This is a genomic window from Paenibacillus agaridevorans (genome assembly GCF_003112455.1).
Classification (GTDB): Bacteria; Bacillota; Bacilli; order Paenibacillales; family Paenibacillaceae; genus Pristimantibacillus; species Pristimantibacillus agaridevorans.
The window spans coordinates 59500-80928 of the sequence record NZ_BDQX01000458.1 but is presented as its reverse complement, the minus strand read 5'-3'; the positions used below and the strand labels follow the sequence as shown (position 1 = coordinate 80928).

The 21429-nt window shown below is 53.1% G+C and carries 15 protein-coding genes; 11 read left to right on the top strand and 4 right to left on the bottom strand.

What is annotated here, in order from left to right; translation table 11 throughout:
* Positions 1-154 precede the first annotated feature (154 nt).
* The 10 genes from nth (at position 155) to gyrA (ending at position 17009) form a co-directional block, all read left to right on the top strand.
* Positions 155-850, top strand: a complete 696-nt coding sequence (nth, locus tag PAT3040_RS33980; protein ID WP_087566940.1) for an endonuclease III — start codon at positions 155-157, stop codon at positions 848-850.
* A gap of 5 nt (positions 851-855) precedes the next feature.
* A complete protein-coding gene (locus PAT3040_RS33975) occupies positions 856-1131 on the top strand; it encodes an NAD/NADP transhydrogenase alpha subunit (protein ID WP_087566949.1) in 276 nt (91 codons plus the stop codon).
* Positions 1132-1165: 34 nt separating this feature from the next.
* Positions 1166-4870: a dynamin family protein gene (locus PAT3040_RS33970; protein WP_108996406.1), complete on the top strand. Its 3705-nt coding sequence runs from the start codon at positions 1166-1168 to the stop codon at positions 4868-4870.
* Positions 4871-5155: 285 nt separating this feature from the next.
* Positions 5156-6961, top strand: coding sequence for an ABC transporter ATP-binding protein (locus PAT3040_RS33965; RefSeq protein WP_108996135.1), 1806 nt, complete (start codon positions 5156-5158; stop codon positions 6959-6961).
* Complete coding sequence (locus PAT3040_RS33960; RefSeq protein ID WP_108996134.1) at positions 6958-8781, top strand: ABC transporter ATP-binding protein; 1824 nt, start codon at positions 6958-6960, stop codon at positions 8779-8781. The genes PAT3040_RS33965 and PAT3040_RS33960 overlap by 4 nt, the downstream gene beginning before the upstream one ends.
* A 294-nt stretch (positions 8782-9075) precedes the next feature.
* On the top strand, positions 9076-10254 hold the full coding sequence (gene purT, locus PAT3040_RS33955) for a formate-dependent phosphoribosylglycinamide formyltransferase (protein ID WP_108996133.1): 1179 nt from the start codon (positions 9076-9078) through the stop codon (positions 10252-10254).
* A gap of 367 nt (positions 10255-10621) precedes the next feature.
* Entirely contained in the window at positions 10622-10897 is a 276-nt protein-coding gene (locus tag PAT3040_RS33950; protein ID WP_087566937.1) for a YqkE family protein, read from the top strand.
* 117 nt (positions 10898-11014) lie between these two features.
* Positions 11015-12205, top strand: coding sequence for a M14 family metallopeptidase (locus PAT3040_RS33945; RefSeq protein ID WP_108996132.1), 1191 nt, complete (start codon positions 11015-11017; stop codon positions 12203-12205).
* 364 nt (positions 12206-12569) lie between these two features.
* Positions 12570-14540 carry a DNA topoisomerase IV subunit B gene (gene parE, locus PAT3040_RS33935; RefSeq protein WP_108996130.1) on the top strand — a complete coding sequence of 657 codons (1971 nt, stop codon included), beginning with the start codon at positions 12570-12572 and terminating at the stop codon, positions 14538-14540.
* 12 nt (positions 14541-14552) lie between these two features.
* Positions 14553-17009 (top strand): DNA gyrase subunit A, encoded by a 2457-nt coding sequence (gyrA, locus tag PAT3040_RS33930; protein WP_087566934.1) that lies wholly within the window; start codon positions 14553-14555, stop codon positions 17007-17009.
* Here the strand turns inward: gyrA and PAT3040_RS37815 are convergent.
* Positions 17000-17167 carry a hypothetical protein gene (locus PAT3040_RS37815; protein ID WP_179215424.1) on the bottom strand — a complete coding sequence of 56 codons (168 nt, stop codon included), beginning with the start codon at positions 17165-17167 and terminating at the stop codon, positions 17000-17002. The two genes, gyrA and PAT3040_RS37815, sit on opposite strands and share 10 nt — an antisense overlap.
* Before the next feature lie 393 nt (positions 17168-17560).
* Between PAT3040_RS37815 and PAT3040_RS33925 the strand changes: the two genes are divergently transcribed.
* A complete protein-coding gene (locus PAT3040_RS33925; RefSeq protein WP_087566933.1) occupies positions 17561-17965 on the top strand; it encodes a MarR family transcriptional regulator in 405 nt (134 codons plus the stop codon).
* A 545-nt stretch (positions 17966-18510) separates the two neighbouring features.
* On the opposite strand, the gene PAT3040_RS33920 is transcribed toward PAT3040_RS33925, so the two are convergent.
* The 3 genes from PAT3040_RS33920 to PAT3040_RS33910 are packed head-to-tail and all read right to left on the bottom strand — an operon-like array spanning position 18511 to position 21376.
* A complete protein-coding gene (locus PAT3040_RS33920) occupies positions 18511-19779 on the bottom strand; it encodes a CapA family protein (protein WP_108996129.1) in 1269 nt (422 codons plus the stop codon).
* On the bottom strand, positions 19779-20510 hold the full coding sequence (locus PAT3040_RS33915) for an RluA family pseudouridine synthase (RefSeq protein ID WP_108996128.1): 732 nt from the start codon (positions 20508-20510) through the stop codon (positions 19779-19781). Before PAT3040_RS33915 ends, PAT3040_RS33920 begins: the two co-directional genes overlap by 1 nt.
* Positions 20510-21376 (bottom strand): class I SAM-dependent methyltransferase, encoded by an 867-nt coding sequence (locus tag PAT3040_RS33910; RefSeq protein ID WP_108996127.1) that lies wholly within the window; start codon positions 21374-21376, stop codon positions 20510-20512. Before PAT3040_RS33910 ends, PAT3040_RS33915 begins: the two co-directional genes overlap by 1 nt.
* Positions 21377-21429 lie beyond the last annotated feature (53 nt).

Sequence of the window (21429 nt, the reverse complement as noted above, 5' to 3'; positions counted from 1 at the left end):
GTATGACTCTTGCAGTAGGTCAATGCGGGAACATTTTGTGAAAAAACTGCCCTTACGGGCGGTTTTTTTTTGGAAATCATGGGATTGGTAGTTGCGAAGCGTGTCAAATTTCGCTACACTTTGAACGATAGTGTTGTTACTCTGGAGGACAGCGATGAATGCGAAGCAGAAGATGCGTCATATATTGGATATCATCGCCGACATGTTCCCTGACGCGCATTGCGAGCTGAATCACGACAATCCGTTCGAGTTGACGATTGCTGTGCTGTTATCGGCTCAATGCACGGACGAGACGGTGAACAAGGTGACGGCAGACCTGTTCCGAAAGTATAAACGTCCCGAAGATTATCTGAGCGTTCCGCTCGAAGAGCTGGAGCAGGACATCAGGCGAATCGGCTTGTTCCGAAGCAAGGCTTCGAATATACAGAAGCTCAGCCGCATCTTGATCGACAAGTACGAAGGAGATGTGCCTCGGACGCACGAAGGACTGATAGAGCTTCCCGGAGTGGGCAGGAAGACAGCCAACGTAGTTATGTCAAATGCATTCGGCGAACCCGCCATTGCAGTCGATACGCATGTGGAGAGGGTGTCTAAGCGCCTTGCCATCGCGAAGTCGGATGACACCGTATTGGAAGTAGAGCATAAATTGATGAAGCTGGTGCCTAGAGACGAATGGACCTTGACGCATCATCGACTCATCTTCTTCGGACGTTACCATTGCAAGGCTCAAAGTCCGCAATGTCCGATTTGTCCGCTGCTAGATTTGTGCAAGGAAGGCAAAGCACGTATGAAGCCGGCGGCCAAGACCAAACATAAAGGTAAGAATACCAAATCAAGAGTCGAAGGATGATGAATATGAAATGTATCTCCGTGTACACAAACAATTTTGAACTATTCTCGGATATTTACGAGCAAGTCCTTGAATCTCCTCCCAAGGAGAATGAAGATATCGTCATCGATGGCATTACGGTGAGCGGATCAGGCGACGTGCCGGATCAATATATTGATCGTATGCGCGTCAAGCCCGAGGTTGTCGTGATGAAAGAGAAAGAGCGCAACATTATGATTCTTCAGCATGGCAATGTATTCGAGATTTGCCTGCCGTCGACAGAAGAAGAAGAAGCGGTATAAGAGCGAGTACAATAGTATGGAGATGACGAAAGTAATGAACGTGCAGAACCTAGCTGAAGCGTTACACAAGATCGGCGCCGAATTGGAAGCCGCAGGCGACCATACCCGTGCCGTACAAGCGCAGGAGCTGAACAGTAAGCTGACCGAAGGTCGGCTTACTGTTGCTTTATGCGGACATTTCTCGGCAGGCAAGTCTACGCTCGTCAATGCGTTGTGCGGCGCGAAGCTGCTTCCCTCCAGTCCGATCCCTACAAGCGCGAACGTCGTTTCGATCCGAGGCGGCGACCGGGCGATAGCCTATGTAGAGACGGAAGCCGGAGGCTTCACTTCTCACGCGGAGGTGCCGATTGACGATCTGGACACTTATTGCAAGGACGGAGAGAAATTCCTGTCTGTATCGATTCGATATCCTAGCGACCTGCTGGGATCGGAGATGACTTTGCTTGATACGCCGGGAATCGATTCGACGGACGATGCTCACCGGATGGCAACGGAATCCGCCCTCCATCTGGCGGATGTTGTTTTCTACGTCATGGATTACAATCACGTCCAGTCCGAGATCAACTTCGCTTTCGCGAAAAGCCTGAAGGACTGGGGCAAGCCGCTTTATTTTATCGTAAATCAGATTGATAAGCACCGGGATCGCGAGCTTAGCTTCGATGCCTACAAAAGCAGCGTAGAGGATGCGTTTCACGCCTGGCACTTGGAGCCGGCAGGCATTTTGTACCTCTCCCTGCGTCAGCCGGACCATCCTCACCATCAATGGGATACCCTTCTGACTCTGATCGAGCAGCTTAAGGAGAAGCGAGAGGAGCTCTGCGCATACAGCGTGGATGCTTCGCTGCGCCATCTGGTTAATGGTCATGTCAAATGGGTGAACGAAAGCCGCGAGCCGGAACGCGAAAGACTAACGGATGAAGCGGGCGGAGAAGAGGCGCTGAGCTCCGTCAAATTGGAAGCTGCGCGGCTGCGAGACAATATCCGATCGTTGGAGGCAGAAAAGGAACAATATCGTACGCGGCTTCGTACGGAGCTCCAATCGATACTGGATAACGCCAATATTACGCCGGCCGCTCTAAGGGACCTGGCTCATTCGTTTCTGGACAGCCGCAAGCCAGGCTTTAAAGCCGGACTGCTATTTGCCGGCGCCAAGACGGCCGCGGAGCAGGAGCGGCGCCTTGCCGTGTTCCGCACGGAGCTTGGCAGCTTGATCATTGCTAGCATGGACTGGCATGTAAAGCAGTTGCTGAGGCAAGCGGCATCTGCCGGTGGTTACGCCGGCGAGCAATTGGAATCTTTACTGACAGAACGTCTAGGCTGGACGCCGGATGACGACTGGCTGGTTTCGAGAGTAAAGCAAGGCGCCGTATTCGGCAACGAATACACGATGACTTACAGCAAGGATATGGCTGGGGATGTCAAGAGCGAATACCGGCGGCGCGCGATGGAAGTGATCGATGTGCTTGCGGATCATGCGGCAGCTTCCGTAGACGCCGATATTGGAGCTGCGAAAGAAGAGCTTGCCGTCCTCAGCGGCAAGACGGCTGCGGTCGATGCGCTTCATGACCTGGAGCTGGCTATCAAGCGCAGGGAGGAAGAGCTCCGCCAGATGCAGCCTGGCGCGTTAATGAGACCGCAGCTGCCAAACCCTGCGGAGATGGTGCTTGCGGGAGCGAGCGGGCGGACGCAGTCGTATGCGGGCTCTTCCTCGCCGCTATTGCGCTCGGCTAGCGGCAGAGAAGATGATGCAGGCCGTATGAAGCAGGAAGTTGCCGCAGCTGCCATAGCCATTGCTAAGTCGGAGACGGCGGATGAACGGACGATTGACCGTTCTTCGTCCATCCGCTCGAAGCAGTTGGCTGCTTCGAAGCGAATGAGGCAAGCTGCCGACCTTCTGGAGCCGCATGCCATGCTGCAAGCTGCTGCGGCGGCACTTGCGGAGAAGGCGCGTCGTCTAGGAGACAGCCGATTTACGATCGCGTTGTTCGGAGCGTTTAGCGCGGGCAAATCCTCGCTTGCAAACGCCTTGATTGGTGAAGCCGTATTGCCGGTATCTCCGAACCCGACTACCGCGGCTATCAATCGTCTAATGCCGCCTACCGGGCAATTCGGGCATGGCACTGCACGGGTCGCTATGAAGTCTAAGGAAGCCATCCTGGACGATCTGCGGTACTCCTTGTCCTTGCTCGGCGAACGCGCGACCAAGGAGACATTGCCTGATGGAGCGTCGATTCTTGCAATTATCGATAAACTATCGCCGGATTCCATCGGCGCCGGCGGCAGACCACATTACAGCTTCCTGCGCGCGGCAAGGAACGGGTGGCACGAGCACGAAAAACAGTTGGGCATGGAACTGCATGTCGATCGCGAAGAATATGCAAAGTTTGTTGCCGACGAGTCGCGCTCCTGCTTTGTAAGCGAGATCGACTTCCACTACGATTGTCCGCTGACGGCGGAAGGCATCGTCTTGGTCGATACGCCTGGCGCCGATTCTGTTAATGCAAGGCATACGGGCGTTTCTTTCAACTACATTAAAAACGCCGATGCCGTTCTGTTTGTTACTTATTACAATCACGCCTTCTCCCAAGCGGACCGGCAGTTCCTGGACCAGCTTGGCCGCGTGAAGGACCAGTTCGAGCTGGACAAAATGTTCTTTATCGTCAATGCCGCGGATCTGGCTGCCGACGAGGAAGAGCTGCAGCATGTTCTGATGCATGTGGAGCATAATTTGCTCCAACACTCCATCCGGCATCCTCGGCTGTATCCCGTCTCCAGCATCGAAGCGCTGGACGGCAAGACGGAGCGCAATGAGGCGCTTCTTATTCGCTCGCGAATCACTGCTTTCGAAGGGGACTTCCTCTCCTTTATAGCAACGGATCTCGGCGCTCTTGCCATCGATTCCGCTGACCAAGAGCTCAAGCGGACAATCGGGCAGCTGGAGGGCTGGATTGCAGGAGCGCAAGGCGACGAGTCGGCTCGCAAGGCCGAACGCGTCAAGCTGGAAGCCTCCATGGGCCGAGTTAATGAGCCGATGGATCGGCTGCGTGCCGCGCTTTTGCCGGAAGGTCTGAAACAAGAGATGTCGGAGCTGCTGTATTATGTGGCTCAACGGCTGCAATTCAGGCTAGGGGACTTCTTCCATCTAGCCTTTAACCCTGCGTCCTTGCAAGATGACGGCCGAGACCTAAAGCGGGTCGTCTGGACGTCCTGGCTGGAGCTCCAGCGCCTTATTCAACATGAGCTGTCCCAGGAGCTCCTGGCGACTTCGCTGCGCGTTGAGCGGGCACTGAACGGCGAGTTGAAGAAAGAGCACGCCGCATGCTCGCTGGGGCTTGGCGAGTTGCTGCCTGGCTACGAGGCGACTCCATATGCGCCGCAATCTCTTGTCGTACCGGAGGAAAGCGCGATGTGGCAAGAAACCTCCATCGAAGCCAAATGGTTGTGGAGCCGATTTAAGTCGCCGCGACAATTTTTCGAAGGAGAAGGCAAGGGGCAGTTGCGCAAGGAGCTTGAAGGCATCCTGGTGCCTTCCATTCAAGCGTGGACATCCGCATCCGCGAGTCAGTGGCATACACATTACGGCCGCGAGTGGGATAAAGCTTCGGAACAAGTAGGTGAAAGTCTGATGACGGATGTATTGGCCTATGCCGAGGGCAAACGTCAATCGCTTTCCGGCGGCTCAGCCGTGCTGGAGCTGACGACACTTAGAAAAAAATTAATCGATATCCAAAAAGTCTGATCCAGTCCGCCTTCCATATCACGATTCGCTTAATGCTTTTGCCGGTGCGGTTCCGCCCGGCAAAAGCTTTTTTTATTTTTGTGTGCAAACGTGCAAAAACGGAGCAATACGTACATTATGGCAATCAAACGAGATCATTTGGGAGGTATCGAGCATTCCTTACCCTCAATCGCCATAATAAGCGGATACACTCAATAATTCGCAAAATTATCGAATTTGCTCCTCTATAACGATGCTGGTAATATGCACTCATACTTAAGAAAACAGATGGGGAGATGGATTTTCTTGGACGTACTGAGGCAGTTAAAAGCCTTTTATTGGCCGGATAAAAAGTTGTTGTTCGGCTCGATCCTGTTCTTGATGATCGCGACTGCACTGGGGCTGGTGTATCCGAACCTGCTGCGTTATCTGATTGACGATGTAATCACACCGGAGCGATTTGATCTCGTGCCTGGTCTCGCAATGCTGGTCGTTGGCGTCATTACACTGAAAGCGATTAATCAATTTTTACATGGATTTCTGGGAGGAAGATTGGGCAACAAAATTGCCTATAACCTTCGAAACGCATTGTACGACAAACTGCAGACCTTATCCTTTCAATATTACGACAAAGCGAAAACGGGAGACCTGATGTCCCGATTGACGGCCGATCTGGAGGGGATCCGTCAATTTATCGGATTCGGCTTCGCGCAAATTCTCAATATGGTGCTGATGGTCGTATTCGGCGGAGCGATGATGATGTATTTCAACTGGCAATTGACGCTCATTATTTTGCTGCCGATTCCGATCTTGATTTTCCTGGCGCTTAAGTTCGAACGGAAGATCCATCCCGCTTTCCGCGAAATGCGTCAGGCCATGAGTGATCTGACAACAGCGGTGCAGGAAAATATTACGGGCGTTCGTACCGTCAAATCATTTGCGCGCGAAACCCATGAGGTATCCAAGTTTTCAATTCGGAGCGACGCGTATCAGCAGAATCAGGTTAGAGCGTCTTCCATATGGGCGCGGTTTTTCCCGGCGATGGAGCTTACGGCGAATTTGTGCGCGGTCATCCTGCTGGTCGCAGGCGGCATTATGGTCATTAATCAATCTATGTTGCTGGGCGAGTTCATTGCCTTTTTTAGCTTGATTTGGTACATTATCGGCCCGATGTGGGGTCTCGGCTTTCATATTAATGCTTATACGCAGTTCAAAGCTTCCGGCGAGCGCGTCCTGACATTGCTCAATGAACATGTTCACGTGAAAAACGTAAAAGATGCCATCGTGGCGAATGACAACCATGTAGCAGGGCATGTCCGCTTTGAAAACGTGACGTTTAATTACCCGGACAAAGCGCCGGCGATCACCTCTCTCAGTCTGGATGCCCCGGCTGGTTCGGTCATTGGTTTCCTGGGAGGAACGGGCTCCGGCAAATCTACGGTTATCCAGCTGCTAATGCGTGCTTACAATGTGAAGCAGGGCAGCATTACGCTCGACGGCATCGATATTCGAAACCTGGACGTACAATCGCTCAGAAGGCAGATCGCTCCCGTATTCCAGGAAACCTTCCTGTTCTCGGCTTCCATTCGCGACAATATCGCTTACGGCGTTGGCGGCGTAACGGACGAAGAGATTATAAAGGCGGCGAAGCTGGCCAAGGCCCATGACTTTATTATGGAAATGCCGCTTGGCTACGATACAGTCGTTGGCGAGAGAGGAATGGGGTTGTCAGGCGGCCAGAAGCAGCGGATCGCCATCGCCCGTGCATTGATCAAAAACCCGCGTATCCTCATCCTCGACGACGCGACGAGCGCTGTCGATATGGAGACGGAACATGAAATTCAGGCAGGCTTCAAGGAATTGATGGCTGGCAGAACGACTTTTATTATCGCACACCGTATTTCCTCTTTGCGCCATGCCGACGAAATTATCGTCCTGGACGAAGGACATGTCGTACAACGGGGAACACATGAGCAGTTGATCGCTCAAAAAGGTCCTTATCTGGATACGTACCGCATCCAATATGCGGATTATATTGAGAAACAACAAGCAGAAGCCGGTCGGTCGCCGATACCGGGAGTTTACGAAGCTCGGAGGAGTTCGGTACAATGAGCGCAAAAACGCAGATGAAAGCTAGAAACAGAAACGAAAGATTCGTCTACCAGGACGACGAAGAAATCGAAAAGCCGTTTAACTGGGCGCAGCTGAGGCGACTGTACAATTACATGAAGCCGTACAATCGCCAGCTGATGCCAGTCATCATCATGATGGTGATCGGAACGCTGACGCGGCTGACGAATCCGCTGCTCATGTATTTCGCGATCGATAATGTGCTGGATGCCTATAAAGGCTCGAAGAACGTCGGCGAACTGGTTGCGGTCGCGGCGGGGATGCTGGCCCTGTACGCCATACAATGGGTTTCCAACATGTATCGGATCAAATATACGAACATCATCGGCCAAAAGGTTATCTATGATCTACGCAAGCATTTGTTTCAGCATATCCAAAAGCTGTCGTTCCGCTTCTATGACAAACGTCCTGCGGGCTCCGTGCTTGTGCGCGTCACGAACGACGTCAACGCGCTGCAGGAGCTGTTTACGAACGGCGTCGTCAACCTGTTGATGGACTGCATTCAGCTCTTCGGCATCGTCATCATATTGCTGGCGCTAAACGTGAAGCTGGGTCTTGCGGTTATGATTACGGTACCGATCATGTTTGTTGTATCGTCCTCCTTGCGGAAGCGGATTCGATTCGCCTGGCAGTCGGTACGGATGAAGCAGTCCCGTATTAACGCCCACTTGAACGAAAGCATTCAGGGAATGAAGGTCACGCAGGCGTACGTGCAAGAGAAGGATAATATGAGCTTCTTCGACCATATGAACACCGACAATATTAAATCTTGGAATAAGGCATCCGCGCTTAACCAAATGTTCGGTCCGATCATTGAAGTGACAGCAGCAATCGGCACATGCATTCTGTTCTGGTACGGTGCGACGCTGATTCAGAATGAAGTCATAACGGTCGGCTTGCTCGTGGCGTTCGCCAATTATATCGGCAACTTCTGGGATCCCATCAACCGGCTGGGTCAAATGTACTCGCAGCTTCTGATCGCTATGGCCTCGTCGGAGCGGATCTTCGAATTCATCGATGAAGAGCCGACGGTAGCAGAGGCCGGCAACGCCAAAGAACTGCCCGCGATCCGCGGGGACGTCACATTTGAGAATATTGTCTTCGAATACGAGAAGAACAGACCTGCGCTCAAAAATGTCAGCATCAACGTCAAGGCGGGTCAATCCATCGCTTTAGTCGGCCATACGGGTTCCGGCAAAAGTACGATCATCAACCTTTTGTGCCGTTTCTATGATCCCGTACAAGGACGCGTTCTTATCGACGGAATCGACATCCGCGACGTCTCGATCGAAAGCTTGCGCTCGCAGGTCGGCATCGTGCTGCAGGATACGTTTATCTTTTCCGGTACGATCCGCGACAACATCCGTTACGGACGTCTGGACGCGACGGACGCCGAGATCGTCAAGGCGGCGCAATCGGTTCACGCGCATGATTTTATCATGAATCTGCCAGACGGGTACGACACTCAGGTCGAAGAACGCGGCAACGTCTTGTCTATGGGCCAAAGACAGCTTCTATCCTTCGCCCGTGCGTTGCTGGCCGATCCGAAGATTCTGATCCTAGACGAAGCAACGGCCAGCATCGATACCGAGACGGAGCTAAAAATTCAGGAAGCGCTCAAGACACTGCTTAAGGATCGCACCTCGTTCATGATCGCGCACAGGCTGTCCACGATTCGCCATGCGGACGATATCATCGTGCTGGATCATGGCGTCATCGTCGAACAAGGCGATCATGCGGCATTGGTCAAAAAACAAGGCGTCTATAACGGCCTGATCGAAGCCCAGTTCAAGTTTGTTTAAAGTGCTGAAAGTTGAGATTTGAGGTTTAAGGGTTGAACGGTTTAAATATAAATGAAGTTCAAAAGATCGCTTTTCAGTACCGAGAAGATTGGACGAAGCTAGAATCTGAGGAGCGGAGCATTGCAGCGCTATGTGAGCACCGGAGGATTCGGCTGAGTTCAATATTCGACGTCGAGTAAGCTTCACGAGTTACTTCGTAATGGAAAGTGGTCTTTTGAACAACCTTATATTGATTTTTGGTGGGAGAACCTTCAGAATGGAGACTATCAAAGTTTCCAGGAGGGTTCTTTTTTTATGTATGGATCACCGTTATCCCAGCAGGCCCGCAAAATGATGATCCTCGGCTCCGGAGAGCTCGGGAAAGAAGTTGTGCTGGAGGCTCAGCGTCTCGGCGTCGAAACGATTGCCGTGGACCGTTATGACAACGCCCCGGCCATGCAGGTGGCACATCGCAAATACGTAACGGACATGCTGGACGGTGACGCTATTCGCCGCATTATCGAAGAGGAACGGCCCGATCTAATCGTACCCGAGATCGAAGCGATTGCGACGGAGACGCTGCTTGCACTGGAGGCCGAAGGACATCATGTCATTCCGACTGCCCGTGCAGCACGGCTGACTATGGATCGCGAAGGCATCCGCAGGCTGGCTGCGGAGACGCTTGGCCTACCGACGGCGCCGTATCGGTTCGCGGACTCTCTCGACGAGCTGCGAGCCGCAGCTGCGGAGCTCGGGTTCCCTTGCGTGATCAAACCGATTATGAGCTCCTCGGGCAAAGGACAAAGCGTCTGCCGCTCCGAGGCCGAGCTTGAGAGCTGCTGGAACTACGCCATGGAGGGCGGCCGAGCGAAAAAAGCGCGTATTATCGTCGAAGGTTTCGTTACGTTCGACTCCGAGATCACGCTGCTTACGGTACGCTCCGTTTCCGGCACAAGTTATTGTCCGCCGATCGGTCACGTTCAGAAAGACGGGGACTATATCGAATCATGGCAGCCTCATGAGATGAGCGAAGCTCATATTCGCGAAGCGGAAGACATTGCGCTCCGAATTACGGAGGAGCTGGGAGGCTACGGTATTTACGGCGTAGAGCTGTTTCTAACGCCGGACGGCGTACTCTTTAGCGAGGTATCTCCTCGTCCGCATGATACCGGCATGGTTACGATGGCGACGCAGGATCTGTCCGAATTCGCGCTGCATGTACGCGCGATTTTGGGTTTCCCGATCCCTGCAATCAGATTGCTGACGCCTGGCGCATCGCATACGCTCAAAGCAGATCGCGAATCAGCGGAGTTCCGCATCGGCGGTATCGAAGAAGCTCTCTCCGTACCTAACACGCAAGTCCGTCTATTCGGCAAGCCGGAGACGAAAACAGGCAGACGAATGGCCGTGGTACTGTCCAGCTCCGTCGATGTTGAAGCGGCTCGCGATCTTGCGCGTACGGCGGCGGAATGTCTCCATATCGACTATAAGTGAAACTTCAACTTCTTTAAAAGGTAGTTCAAAAAGTCCGCTTTTGATCACGAAGAATGCCAAGAAGCCTACTCGACTTCGAATATATCCCGATACCCACGAAAGTGAAGGGATGCTTTGATGCTTATTCCGATTACTTTCGCGGGGCCCGAGGTTAGCGAAACTAAGGATATGCTTTCGAAGTATGTTTCTTCCGGAAACATTGCAGGTGCTCACGTAGCTACCACTACGCTCCGCTCCTCAGTTTCTACTTTCGTTCCATCTTCTACAGCGTTTTTGAAAAAAACGCAGCATCGGAAGCATAAGCTCATGTGCTGAAAACCGAACTTTTTGAACACATACTATAAGAACAAGTAGGTGAATTACGACAATGGGCAAAAAAGGAAAACCGCAAGGGCAGCGGCGGCCCGCCGCTCCGACTTCGGAGCCTGAGCAGCAAGGCGCGACGCTTAAGGAGCTGCTTGGCGCGGATGTGCTTAATAAGCTGAAGGCGCAAGCGGATCAGCTTAAGCAGGAGGACGCGGACCGCAAGGAACGCGAACGCAAGGAAGCGGAAGAAACCAAGAAACGCGAGCAAAAGCTGAAGGAGAACGACTTCTCTTATTTGCTGAACAACAGCGACCCAAACTGGAACAAATACAAGTAAGGCTGTTAGCCATGTTGCTAAAGCCGAACCTCCAGCCATTCTTCGCCATACGATGATGTAAGGATACGTGCGTCGAAAGCTTAAGCAGCGGCGCTCCGAGCATGGGGAGGCGAAGACATGCAAGTGAAGGTTAGGCCGGGCGACACGCTGTGGAAGTACAGCATATGGTTCGGCATCCCGTATCAGCTCATTCTGGACTCCAACCGCGAAGCCGCCGCAGGCGTGCTGGCTGTAGGCGATACCGTTCAGATACCGGGATATATATGGGCAGAACATACGGTTATTGCGGGAGACTCGCTCTGGCGGATAGCGACGATGAACGGCGTATCTGTGGACTTGCTGCTTCAGAGCAATCCCGAGCTGCAGGGCGAGATGTTGTCCATCGGCTCCAAAATAGCGGTTCCTAGACGCGTTACACGGCGCGTCGTGGATGCCAGGCGTCTTTATGGATACGGTTCCTTGCTCGAGGATATGAACAGGCTGACGGATATTTATCCCTTCCTCGTCCGATCGGACATCGGCACTTCGGTCATGGGCAAGCCAATCCCCGCGTTAGGTATAGGGAACGGCAACAAAAAAATTCATTTTAATGGAAGCATGCACGCCAACGAATGGATTACGACGCCCGTACTCATGCAGTTCCTGAATGATTATTTGCTGTCTTTGACAAATAGTATGGATCTCGGCGGGCTGGCGATGTATCCGCAGTACTTGACGACGACATTGTCCATTGTTCCGATGGTCAATCCTGATGGCGTCAATCTCGTGGTAAGCGGTCCGCCGGATGGAGAGCCGTTTAGAAGCGAAGCGATTGCGATCAATGGCGGGAGCAATGACTTCTCCGGATGGAAGGCGAATATACGCGGCGTGGATCTCAACAAGCAGTTTCCCGCGCTCTGGGAGCGCGATGCCGTTCAAGGTCCTCAGGTCCCTGCTCCGCGAGATTACTCCGGCACAGCGCCGCTTACGGAGCCGGAGGCGCGGAGTCTCGCCGAATTCACGCGCGCCAGCGGGTTTCAGCGCGCCTTGGCGTTTCATACGCAAGGCAAAGTCATATTCTGGGGGTTCGAGGGACTGGAGCCGCCTCAATCCGAGGTGCTAGCGAACGAATTCGCGGCTGTCAGCGGATACGAAGCGGTGCGTAATGCGGACAGCGCAGCCGGCTACAAAGACTGGTTTATCCAGGACTTCCGGCTTCCCGGATTTACCGTGGAGCTTGGCAGCGGCATTAATCCGCTTCCGATCGAACAATTCGGCGAGATCTATGATTCCGCTCTGAGCATTATGCTTGCAGCCTTGTATATGTAACCCGCGCAAATTTGAAAGCATGCATATAAATCACGGCCCATTCGCTCATCCCGGAAAGGCCTCGATAGAGGTTTTCAAATATTTTTAAGTCGGGGATGCCCAGGCGGCATCCTTTTTTCGCGGATTCGGCATAAGGAGGCGCGGAATTGCGCACTATGGTAACAACTTCATTACGCCAGGAACATCTGTCATAGACTCGTTCATATTTGTCAAGAACAGACGATTTTAGACGTCAAAATTTTACTTTTGCGAACGTTCGTTTGTTTTTATATAATGGGTAAATTGCAGATTGACTTTACGAATGGATAGTCTTGCTTTAAAATAGCTTGGAGATATTACGAGTATCACGGACTGGGGGAAGCTCATGAGTGAGCAAATGGATGTAATCGCGAACGGAACGGCCGCGGAAGGCAATTATGGGGCCGATGATATACAAGTGCTCGAAGGATTGACAGCTGTCAGGAAACGTCCGGGGATGTACATTGGCAGTACAAGCTTATCCGGCTTGCATCATCTCGTTTGGGAGATCGTGGATAACGCAGTGGACGAACATCTCGCTAAATTCTGTTCCGCGATCGATGTGACGCTGCATAAAAACGGCTCCATTACGGTGTACGACAACGGGAGGGGCATCCCTACCGGCATTCATAAGACAGGTATACCGACGCCGCAAGTCGTATTTACGATCCTGCATGCAGGCGGAAAGTTCGGCGGCGGCGGATACAAGAAGTCCGGCGGTCTTCACGGCGTAGGCGCATCAGTGACAAACGCGCTGTCGGAATGGCTGGAGGTAGAAATCTATCGCGACGGCAAGATACATAGGATGAGATTCGAATATTGGATCGATGACAAAGGCAAGGAGCACGTCGGCGAACCCGTCACGGGACTGGAGGTCATCGGCAACAGCAATCGCACGGGCACGAAAGTAACGTTTAAACCCGATAGCAGGGTATTCCAGAACGGATCGTCGTTCAACTACGATACGCTGGCAGAGCGGCTGCAAGAAATTGCTTTCCTGAACTCCGGGCTTAAAGTGACGATCAAGGATGATCGCAGCGGCAAGGACGACGTCTTTCATTACGAAGGCGGCGCAAGCGAGTTCGTGCAATTTTTGAACGAAGGGAAGACAGCGCTGCATGACGTTGTCCACTTTGCCGGCGACCGCGACGACATTGAAGTGGAGGTGGCGCTCCAGTACAACGACGGGTACACGGAGACGATTGCGTCTTTCGTGAATTCTATCCCTACCCGAGGCGGCGGCACGCACGAGACGGGCTTTAAGACGGCCTACACGCGCGTCATGAATGATTATGCCCGCAAGGCTGCATTGCTGAAGGAGAAGGACAAGAACCTGGAGGGCAACGATCTGCGCGAAGGGATGATGGCCGTCGTCAACATCAAAATGTCGGAGGTGGAATTCGTCGGTCAGACGAAGGACCAGCTCGGCAGCGCTTCTGCCCGAAGCGCGGTTGATGCCGTCGTAGCCGAGAAAATGCAGGTATTTCTGGAGGAGAATCCGCAGGTAGCCCAATCGCTGCTCAAGAAAGCCGTGCAGGCATCCAAGGCGCGCGAGGCGGCGCGCAAGGCGCGCGAAGAGATCCGAAGCGGCAAGAAGAAGAGCGAGAGCTCCAATCTGGGCGGCAAGCTGACACCTGCGCAGTCGAAGGACTACACGCGCAACGAGCTCTTTATCGTGGAAGGCGATTCCGCAGGCGGATCGGCGAAGCAAGGACGCGATTCCAAGCATCAGGCCATCCTGCCGCTCAAGGGCAAGCCGATGAATCCGGAGAAGGCCAAGCTTGTCGACATCCTGAAAAACGACGAATACAAAGCTATCATATCCGCCATCGGCGCAGGCGTAGGTCCCGAATTCGAAGCGGATGAGAGCAACTACAGCAAAATCATCATCATGACGGACGCGGATACGGACGGCGCCCATATCCAAGTGCTGCTGCTGACGTTCTTCTACAGGTATATGAAGCCGCTCATCGATTCGGGGCGCATCTATATTGCGCAGCCTCCCCTGTACAAAATTACGCGCAAATCCGGCAAGCTGGAGACCGTGCGTTACGCTTGGACAGACGAGCAGCTGCAGAATTATCTTAAGGAATACGGCAAAGGCTACGAGCTTCAGCGCTACAAGGGTCTCGGAGAGATGAACCCGGACCAGCTGTGGGAGACGACGATGAATCCGGAATCGCGTACGCTGCTCCAGGTACAGATCGAAGACGCGGCAAAAGCAGAGCGTCGCGTATCGACGCTGATGGGCGACAAGGTCGACCCCCGCAAGCGATGGATCATCGAAAACGTAGACTTTACCGAATATGAAGAGTAGAGGAGGATCCGCATGAGCAGCCTGGAACAATTTCTGCCCGCGTTCCTGGAGGAGGTCGTCGGAGACCGCTTCGGACGTTATTCGAAATATATTATTCAGGACCGCGCTATACCCGACGTCCGCGACGGTCTCAAGCCCGTGCAGCGGCGTATCTTATATGCCATGTACGACGCGGGCAACACGCCGGACAAGCCGTATCGCAAGTCGGCCAAGACCGTCGGCGACGTCATGGGCAATTACCATCCCCACGGCGACTCCTCTATCTACGAAGGCATGGTGAGAATGGCGCAGCCTTGGAAGATGGGCCATCCGCTTGTCGACGGCCATGGCAACTGGGGATCTCAGGACGACGATCCAGCCGCGGCGATGCGGTATACGGAAGCGCGGCTGTCCAAGATCGCTATGGAGCTGCTGCGAGACATCGATAAGCGAACGGTACAGTTCAAGGACAACTTCGACAATACAACGAAGGAGCCCGTCGTACTGCCCTCGCGTTACCCGAATCTGTTGGTGAACGGTGTCAGCGGCATTTCCTCCGGCTTTGCGACAGAGATTCCGCCGCATAATTTGCGGGAGGTTATCGACGCTTGTATTGCTTATATGAACAATCCCAAGCTGCCTCTGGAAGAACTGATGGGAATCGTTAAAGGTCCGGACTTTCCGACCGGCGGTCTTATCATGGGCGAGGAGGGGATACGGGAAGCGTATACAACCGGCAAAGGACGCATCTACATTCGTTCCAAGACGGCCATTGAGGATATGCGCGGCGGCAAGCAGCAGATCGTCATTACCGAAATCCCTTACCAGGTCGTCAAGTCCAGACTGGTCACCGCGATGGAAAACATCCGCCTGGAGAAAAAGGTGGAGGGCATTGCCGAGGTTCGCGACGAAAGCGGCCGGAACGGGCTGCGCATCGTCGTAGAGCTCAAGAAGGACGCGGATGCGGGCGGTATTCTGGCCTATTTGCTCAAAAAGACGGACTTGCAGGTGACCTACAACTTTAATATGGTCGCGATCGTGAACAAGGCGCCTCAGCAGTTGGGCTTGATGCCGATGCTGTCGGCCTACGTGGACCATCAGAAGGAAGTTGTCACCCATCGGACCCAGTTCGAGCTGGAGAAGGCGGAGGACCGCGCTCATGTCGTCGAAGGACTCGTTAAAGCATTGAATCTGCTGGACGAAGTGATCGCGACTATCAAGGCTTCCAAGAACCGTGGCGACGCGCAGGATAACCTGGTCGCGAAATTCGGCTTCACGGAGCGCCAAGCGGACGCGATTTTGACCTTGCAATTGTACCGGCTGACGAATCTGGAAATTACTTCGCTCGAGAAGGAGCTTAAGGAAGCGCAGAAAAAGATCGCTTATCTTCGTTCCATCCTCGAGAGCGAGAAGAAGCTGATCGGCGTCATTCGGGACGAATTGAAGGAGATCCGCGACAAGTACGGCATCGATCGCCGGTCCGATATTCAAGGAGAAGTCGAAGAGCTGAAGGTGAATCTGGAAGTCATGGTAACCCCCGAGGATGTGCTTGTTACGCTCAGCAAGGACGGTTACATGAAACGGACCAGCATGCTGTCCTTCACACGTTCAGGCGGCGAGCTCGACAATTCCGGGGTGAAGGACGGGGACGTCATTCGCGACATGCTGCTCGTCAATACGATCGACAGCCTGCTGTTGTTCACGCGCAAGGGGCAATTCTACCTGCTGCCTGTCCATCAGATTCCGGAATTCAAGTGGAAGGATACGGGAACCGCGATCGTAAACATTATTCAGCTGCCTAAGGACGACGGCATCGTCAGCGTCCTTCCCGTCAAGGATCTTAACGAAGCCGGCCAATCACTTGTATTCGTTACAAAGCGTGGACAAGTAAAGCGTACCGAGCTGAAGGAATATGCAACGACACGATCCACTGCCGTAGCGGCTTGCAAGGTTGCCGACGGCGACGAAGTCATCCATGTCACCCAATCCGACAATTCCAAGCATATCGTGCTTGTGACGAAAAACGGCATGAGCATTCGCTTCGAGGAATCCGAGGTCAACCCGATAGGCCGTGTTTCAAGCGGCGTGAGGGGCATCGCACTGAAGGACGACGATGAGATTACGGCAGCGCTATGGGTTGCCGATGATGAAGGTGAAGTGCTTGTCATCTCCGATCTGGGTTATGCGAAACGTTCGCTCCTGCTGGATTATCCGATTCAAGCCAGGGGTGGCAAAGGCGTGCAAACCTTCGAGTTCAAGGAAGGCAAGCGGGTCCGTCCTAACGGCTCTTCGCTGATTGCCGCTTATTATTGCACGAAGCCGCTCGAGATTGTGGCAATTACTTCTTCAGGCGCCCGTCACATTGCCGATTCCGAGAAAGCTCCGATCGAAGAGCGCAAGTCTATCGGCAAATCGTTGTTCCAGGTAGATAAGCCGGATGTCATTACGACGACATTTATCCGCTCCGCGTCCGCCTTCCATCAATCGTAAGGCTGGCCGGGCGGATTAAATCTTTCGATCAGCTCCAGCATCACTTCCAGCATGACCCACAGTGGCACCAGCTCGTCAGGGCGGTCCAGCCACTGCGGGTCTTTGATGATGCCGTAAGCTTTTATTTTGCGCAACACTTCCGATTTCCGCTCATCCAACCGAATCACGCTCCTCGCCGGCTGGTTGCTGCTTCGTTATCCGCACGATGCGCCCAGCTGTCGCCTCATTATATGTCTGCTTCTGTCAAACGGTTCGAAATGATGGCGATAAGAGGCGTAAACTATTAATCGGGTTAACCTTTTATTCGACATGGACGATCGGTATAATAGAGTTAAGAGAAGTAATAATGAAAGTTCAAAAAGTTCGGTTTTCAGCACCGAGAAGATTGAAAGAAGGTAGAAACTGAGGAGCGGAGCGTAGTGGAAGCTACGTGAGCACCGGAAGTTTCGCCTGAATTCAAGATTCGATGTCGAGTAAGCTTCTTGGGATACATCGTGATCAAAAGCGTACTTTTTGAACTACCTTATATAGGGAAGGGAGCAGGAGGAGGAATGATTGCCGAAGACTTTACGAAGGTGTGGACGAAGCTGTCGCGCGATTGGAAGATGAATTTGGAGCAGGGGCTCGCACCGCTCACCGAAGGACAGTTGAACGTATTGGAGCTGCTGCTCGAGTCGGACCGCATGAAGCCCTCCGACCTGATCCCATATTTGTCCACGACTCCAGCGGCCGTAACGACTTTGCTCGATCGGATGGAGCGAAACGGTTTAATCGTCCGGTCGCGGGATGATCAGGACAGGCGTATTGTATGGATTACGGTTTCTGAGCAAGGCAAGTCGGAAGCGGAGCGGGGAAGAAGCGTTCGCAGCAATCTGATCGCGGAATCGCTAGATCGCATCTCTGCCCATAATCAACAGCTGCTGGTGTTGTTATTAGGCAAGGTAGCCAATCATTAGTTTGTTAGACTTCTGAACAACTGGTCGAAAAATCTAACAGACACCATCGACGCTATTTGTCCGATTTTAACCCCAATGAAAATCTAACAGACAGGAAATACACTATTGGGTCGTAATGGACCCAATATAAGCGATGATGCCAATAATGTCTTGGATGAGGCTGTCGATTCATTGTGAGTAACGGAGCTGAAACGTTCTGCTTTCGCTAACGGACCTCAGAGCGTCTATTTGCAGCATTTTCGCGATATTGAAAATCTAACGGACTCAGATGACGCTATTTGGTGCATTTCCGCCTATTCTATGCGGTTTTGACGGAAGTAAGGTCGTCTGTGTCCGTTACAATTTGAACAGGCCCCATTTTTGCGAAATAGCGACTGTGGTGTCCGTTACGATCAGCCTTTACTTAACTGCGCTGCCGTCCACAATGAATCGATAGCCTCTGGATGTCGAATAGCGTCATATATGTCCGATAGTCAGTGTGTGAACATGATACAGAAAAGCCGAAGATCCGCCACATTTGGTGATCTTCGGCTTTTTTTGTACGATTACTTCATGGAGTCCAGCCGCTCGGTCAACATGGCCAAATCCTGTTTCAACATCGCGTAGTCGCCGGCACCAAGCAAGGGATCGTTGCTGGCCGCAATTGTCGCCTCGACCGGCAGCACGCGATATCGGTACGACTTGTCCGGACGATACCGGTGGACCCATGTCGGAATAGCTTCGACTTCCGTCAGTTCTATCGTTCCCTCGGTGACGTTCTTCTTGATGTTTACCTTAAAGATCGCGCCGTAATCCTTGGATTCGCCCCGCTGATTGGAGATGAAGTTGCCCATGGAATAGATGATAAGGGATTGCTTCGGCCGGCCTTGATCGTCAAATGAATCTACCATCTCGTAAGGTTGGAGGACATGGGGATGAGAGCCTGCAATAATATCAGCGCCCGCTGCGGCAAGGGAACGTGCCAGCGTCTTCTGAGAGTCGTTAGGAACGGTCTGGTACTCCGAGCCGAAGTGCAGGGCTACGGTAACCAGATCCGCGCCTGCTTCGCGCAGCCGAGCTATGTCGTTTTTGATCTTGGCTTCATCGATCAGGTTGACGAGATACGGCTTTCCTTGCGGGATCGGTATGCCATTGGTTCCATAAGTGTAGGAGAGCAGTCCCATCGTAATGCCGTTTTTCTCCGAGATGACAAGCGCATCGGCTTCTTCCTGAGACGAAGCCGTGCCGAACGCTTGCAGCCCGATCTCCTTCAGGTTTTCCAAGGTGCGCAACAGTCCCTTCTCCCCCTTGTCGAGCGAGTGATTGTTGGCCGTTGACAACAAGTTAAATCCGGCGTTCTTCAACGCTTCGGCAAGCTCGGTGGGAGCATTGAAGGTCGGATACCCGCTATAACCGAAGTCTGCGCCCGCAATAGGCGTCTCCAGATTTGCCATCACCCAATCTCCTTCGCTCAGGATGGGCTTAACGTTCTCGAAGAAAGGGGTGAAGTCGTATACTCCGGTAGCCGAATTGTAAGCCCCGGGCAATTGGGGCGAGTGGCTCATAATGTCGCCGACGCCCAACCAAACGGCTTCGGCAAAAACAGGAGGCGGGGGCGTAGGCTCTGGCGTAGGCGAGGCAGGAATGGTCGCTTCCATGGTTGGCGTAGCTTTTGCTGTTGTTCCCGACGAACCTGGAATTTGATTTCCGGAGTCGCCGGTTATGGTTGGGTATAGCCATACGACTGCCACGGCCAATCCGAGTACAGTTAATATGGAAAACAAAACATAAGGCCTTGCTTTATGTTTACGAGATGATCTTTTTCTCAATGTCATTAACGTCCTCTCGTTGGGCTGTCGGCTATAAAGACCGTCGAGGCCGCTTCCAGCTCCTCAATCGTCCACCAACCCCATGCAGCGTTTCTCTCTGGCAGCGAGCGGAACGTCAAAGTTTCCTTCGTGACGGGATGAGGGAATGATACGGAGGTGGACCAAAGCTGAACATCGGCAATGTCCTTTCGTTTAACGGCTCCATATTTCGAATCTCCGACTAGCGGGCAGCCGATATGCGCCAGTTGGGCGCGGATCTGATGCGTCCGGCCGGTATGCAGCTTGACGGCAAGCAGGCTAAAGCCTTGAACGGTTGCCATAACGGTATAGTCCAAAATGGCTTCCTTTGCCTCTGCCGCAGGCGAATCGAAGACAACTGCCAGATTGCGCTTCGCATCCTTGCGGATATAGTGCTTCAAAGTCGCAGTCCGCTTCGCCGGTGTACCTTGAACGATGCACATATAGGTTTTGCCGAAATTCCGGCTTCGAACGGCTTCGGACAATCGCGACGCCGCCTTGGACGTCTTGGCGAACACCATGGCGCCGCCAACAGGACGGTCCAGGCGATGGACAAGACCAAGAAAAACATTGCCTGGCTTGTCATATCGCAGCTTCAGATCATCCTTCAGTAGCGTCAGCATATCCGGATCCCTTGTCTCGTCCTCTTGGGAGGGGATGCCCGGCGGCTTCACGACTGCCAGCACATGATTGTCTTCGAATAAGATGTCAATGGTCATTATTCGGACTCCCAGCGCCCCAAAATGCCGCAAGGCAGTTGAAGGCCGGAACGGGTGATAGGCAAGCCGATCTCGCCGCAATGGATGGCTCCGCCGTATTTGCTCTTCATCGACATATGAAGCATGTTATGCAGAACCGTCGGCGACAAGCCGGTCGTATAAGAATTAATGAGCAGGAAAAGCGGCTGGTCGGATAAAATCGTCGTGCATGTCTGCAGGAACGGGTACAAATTTTCTTCCAGCTTCCAGGTCTCTCCGTTAGGACCCCGGCCATAAGACGGCGGATCCATAATAATGGCGTCGTACGTGCGGCCGCGGCGCTGCTCGCGCTGAACGAACTTGAATACATCATCCGTAATATATCGGATGGGTGCAGACTCCAGTCCGGACAAGACGGCATTGTCCTTGGCCCATTGGACCATCCCCTTGGCGGCGTCGACATGGCAGACCTCGGCGCCGGCGGATGCGGCTGCAACAGTCGCTCCTCCGGAATAAGCGAACAGATTCAACACGCGGATGGGACGCCCCGCTTTGCGAATTTTGTCCATCATCCAGCTCCAGTTAACCGCTTGCTCCGGGAATAAGCCGGTATGCTTGAAGTTCGTCGGCTTGATATGGAACTTGAGATCGCCGTAAGCGATCGTCCAACGTTCGGGCAAGCTTGGGCGCATCTCCCACTTGCCTCCTCCGGAAGCGCTTCTGTGATAATGCCCGTCGGCACGCTTCCAATCACCGCTCTCATCGGCGATGGGCCAAATGATTTGAGGATCGGGACGACGGAGCACATATTGGCCCCAACGCTCCAGCTTATCCCCGTCTCCCGTATCGATTACCTCGTAATCGGACCACTGATCAGCTACATACATCAAATCAACCATTCCTTATCTATTGAAAGTCTTGTAAAGTAAACATATCATCG

Coding starts and splice junctions, on each gene's coding strand:
- nth (WP_087566940.1), top strand. CDS start 155: ATGAATGCGAAGCAGAAGATGCGTCATATATTGGATATCATCGCCGAC.
- PAT3040_RS33975 (WP_087566949.1), top strand. CDS start 856: ATGAAATGTATCTCCGTGTACACAAACAATTTTGAACTATTCTCGGAT.
- PAT3040_RS33970 (WP_108996406.1), top strand. CDS start 1,166: ATGAACGTGCAGAACCTAGCTGAAGCGTTACACAAGATCGGCGCCGAA.
- PAT3040_RS33960 (WP_108996134.1), top strand. CDS start 6,958: ATGAGCGCAAAAACGCAGATGAAAGCTAGAAACAGAAACGAAAGATTC.
- purT (WP_108996133.1), top strand. CDS start 9,076: ATGTATGGATCACCGTTATCCCAGCAGGCCCGCAAAATGATGATCCTC.
- PAT3040_RS33950 (WP_087566937.1), top strand. CDS start 10,622: ATGGGCAAAAAAGGAAAACCGCAAGGGCAGCGGCGGCCCGCCGCTCCG.
- PAT3040_RS33945 (WP_108996132.1), top strand. CDS start 11,015: ATGCAAGTGAAGGTTAGGCCGGGCGACACGCTGTGGAAGTACAGCATA.
- parE (WP_108996130.1), top strand. CDS start 12,570: ATGAGTGAGCAAATGGATGTAATCGCGAACGGAACGGCCGCGGAAGGC.
- gyrA (WP_087566934.1), top strand. CDS start 14,553: ATGAGCAGCCTGGAACAATTTCTGCCCGCGTTCCTGGAGGAGGTCGTC.
- PAT3040_RS33925 (WP_087566933.1), top strand. CDS start 17,561: ATGATTGCCGAAGACTTTACGAAGGTGTGGACGAAGCTGTCGCGCGAT.
- PAT3040_RS33920 (WP_108996129.1), bottom strand. CDS start 19,779: ATGACATTGAGAAAAAGATCATCTCGTAAACATAAAGCAAGGCCTTAT.
- PAT3040_RS33915 (WP_108996128.1), bottom strand. CDS start 20,510: ATGACCATTGACATCTTATTCGAAGACAATCATGTGCTGGCAGTCGTG.
- PAT3040_RS33910 (WP_108996127.1), bottom strand. CDS start 21,376: ATGTATGTAGCTGATCAGTGGTCCGATTACGAGGTAATCGATACGGGA.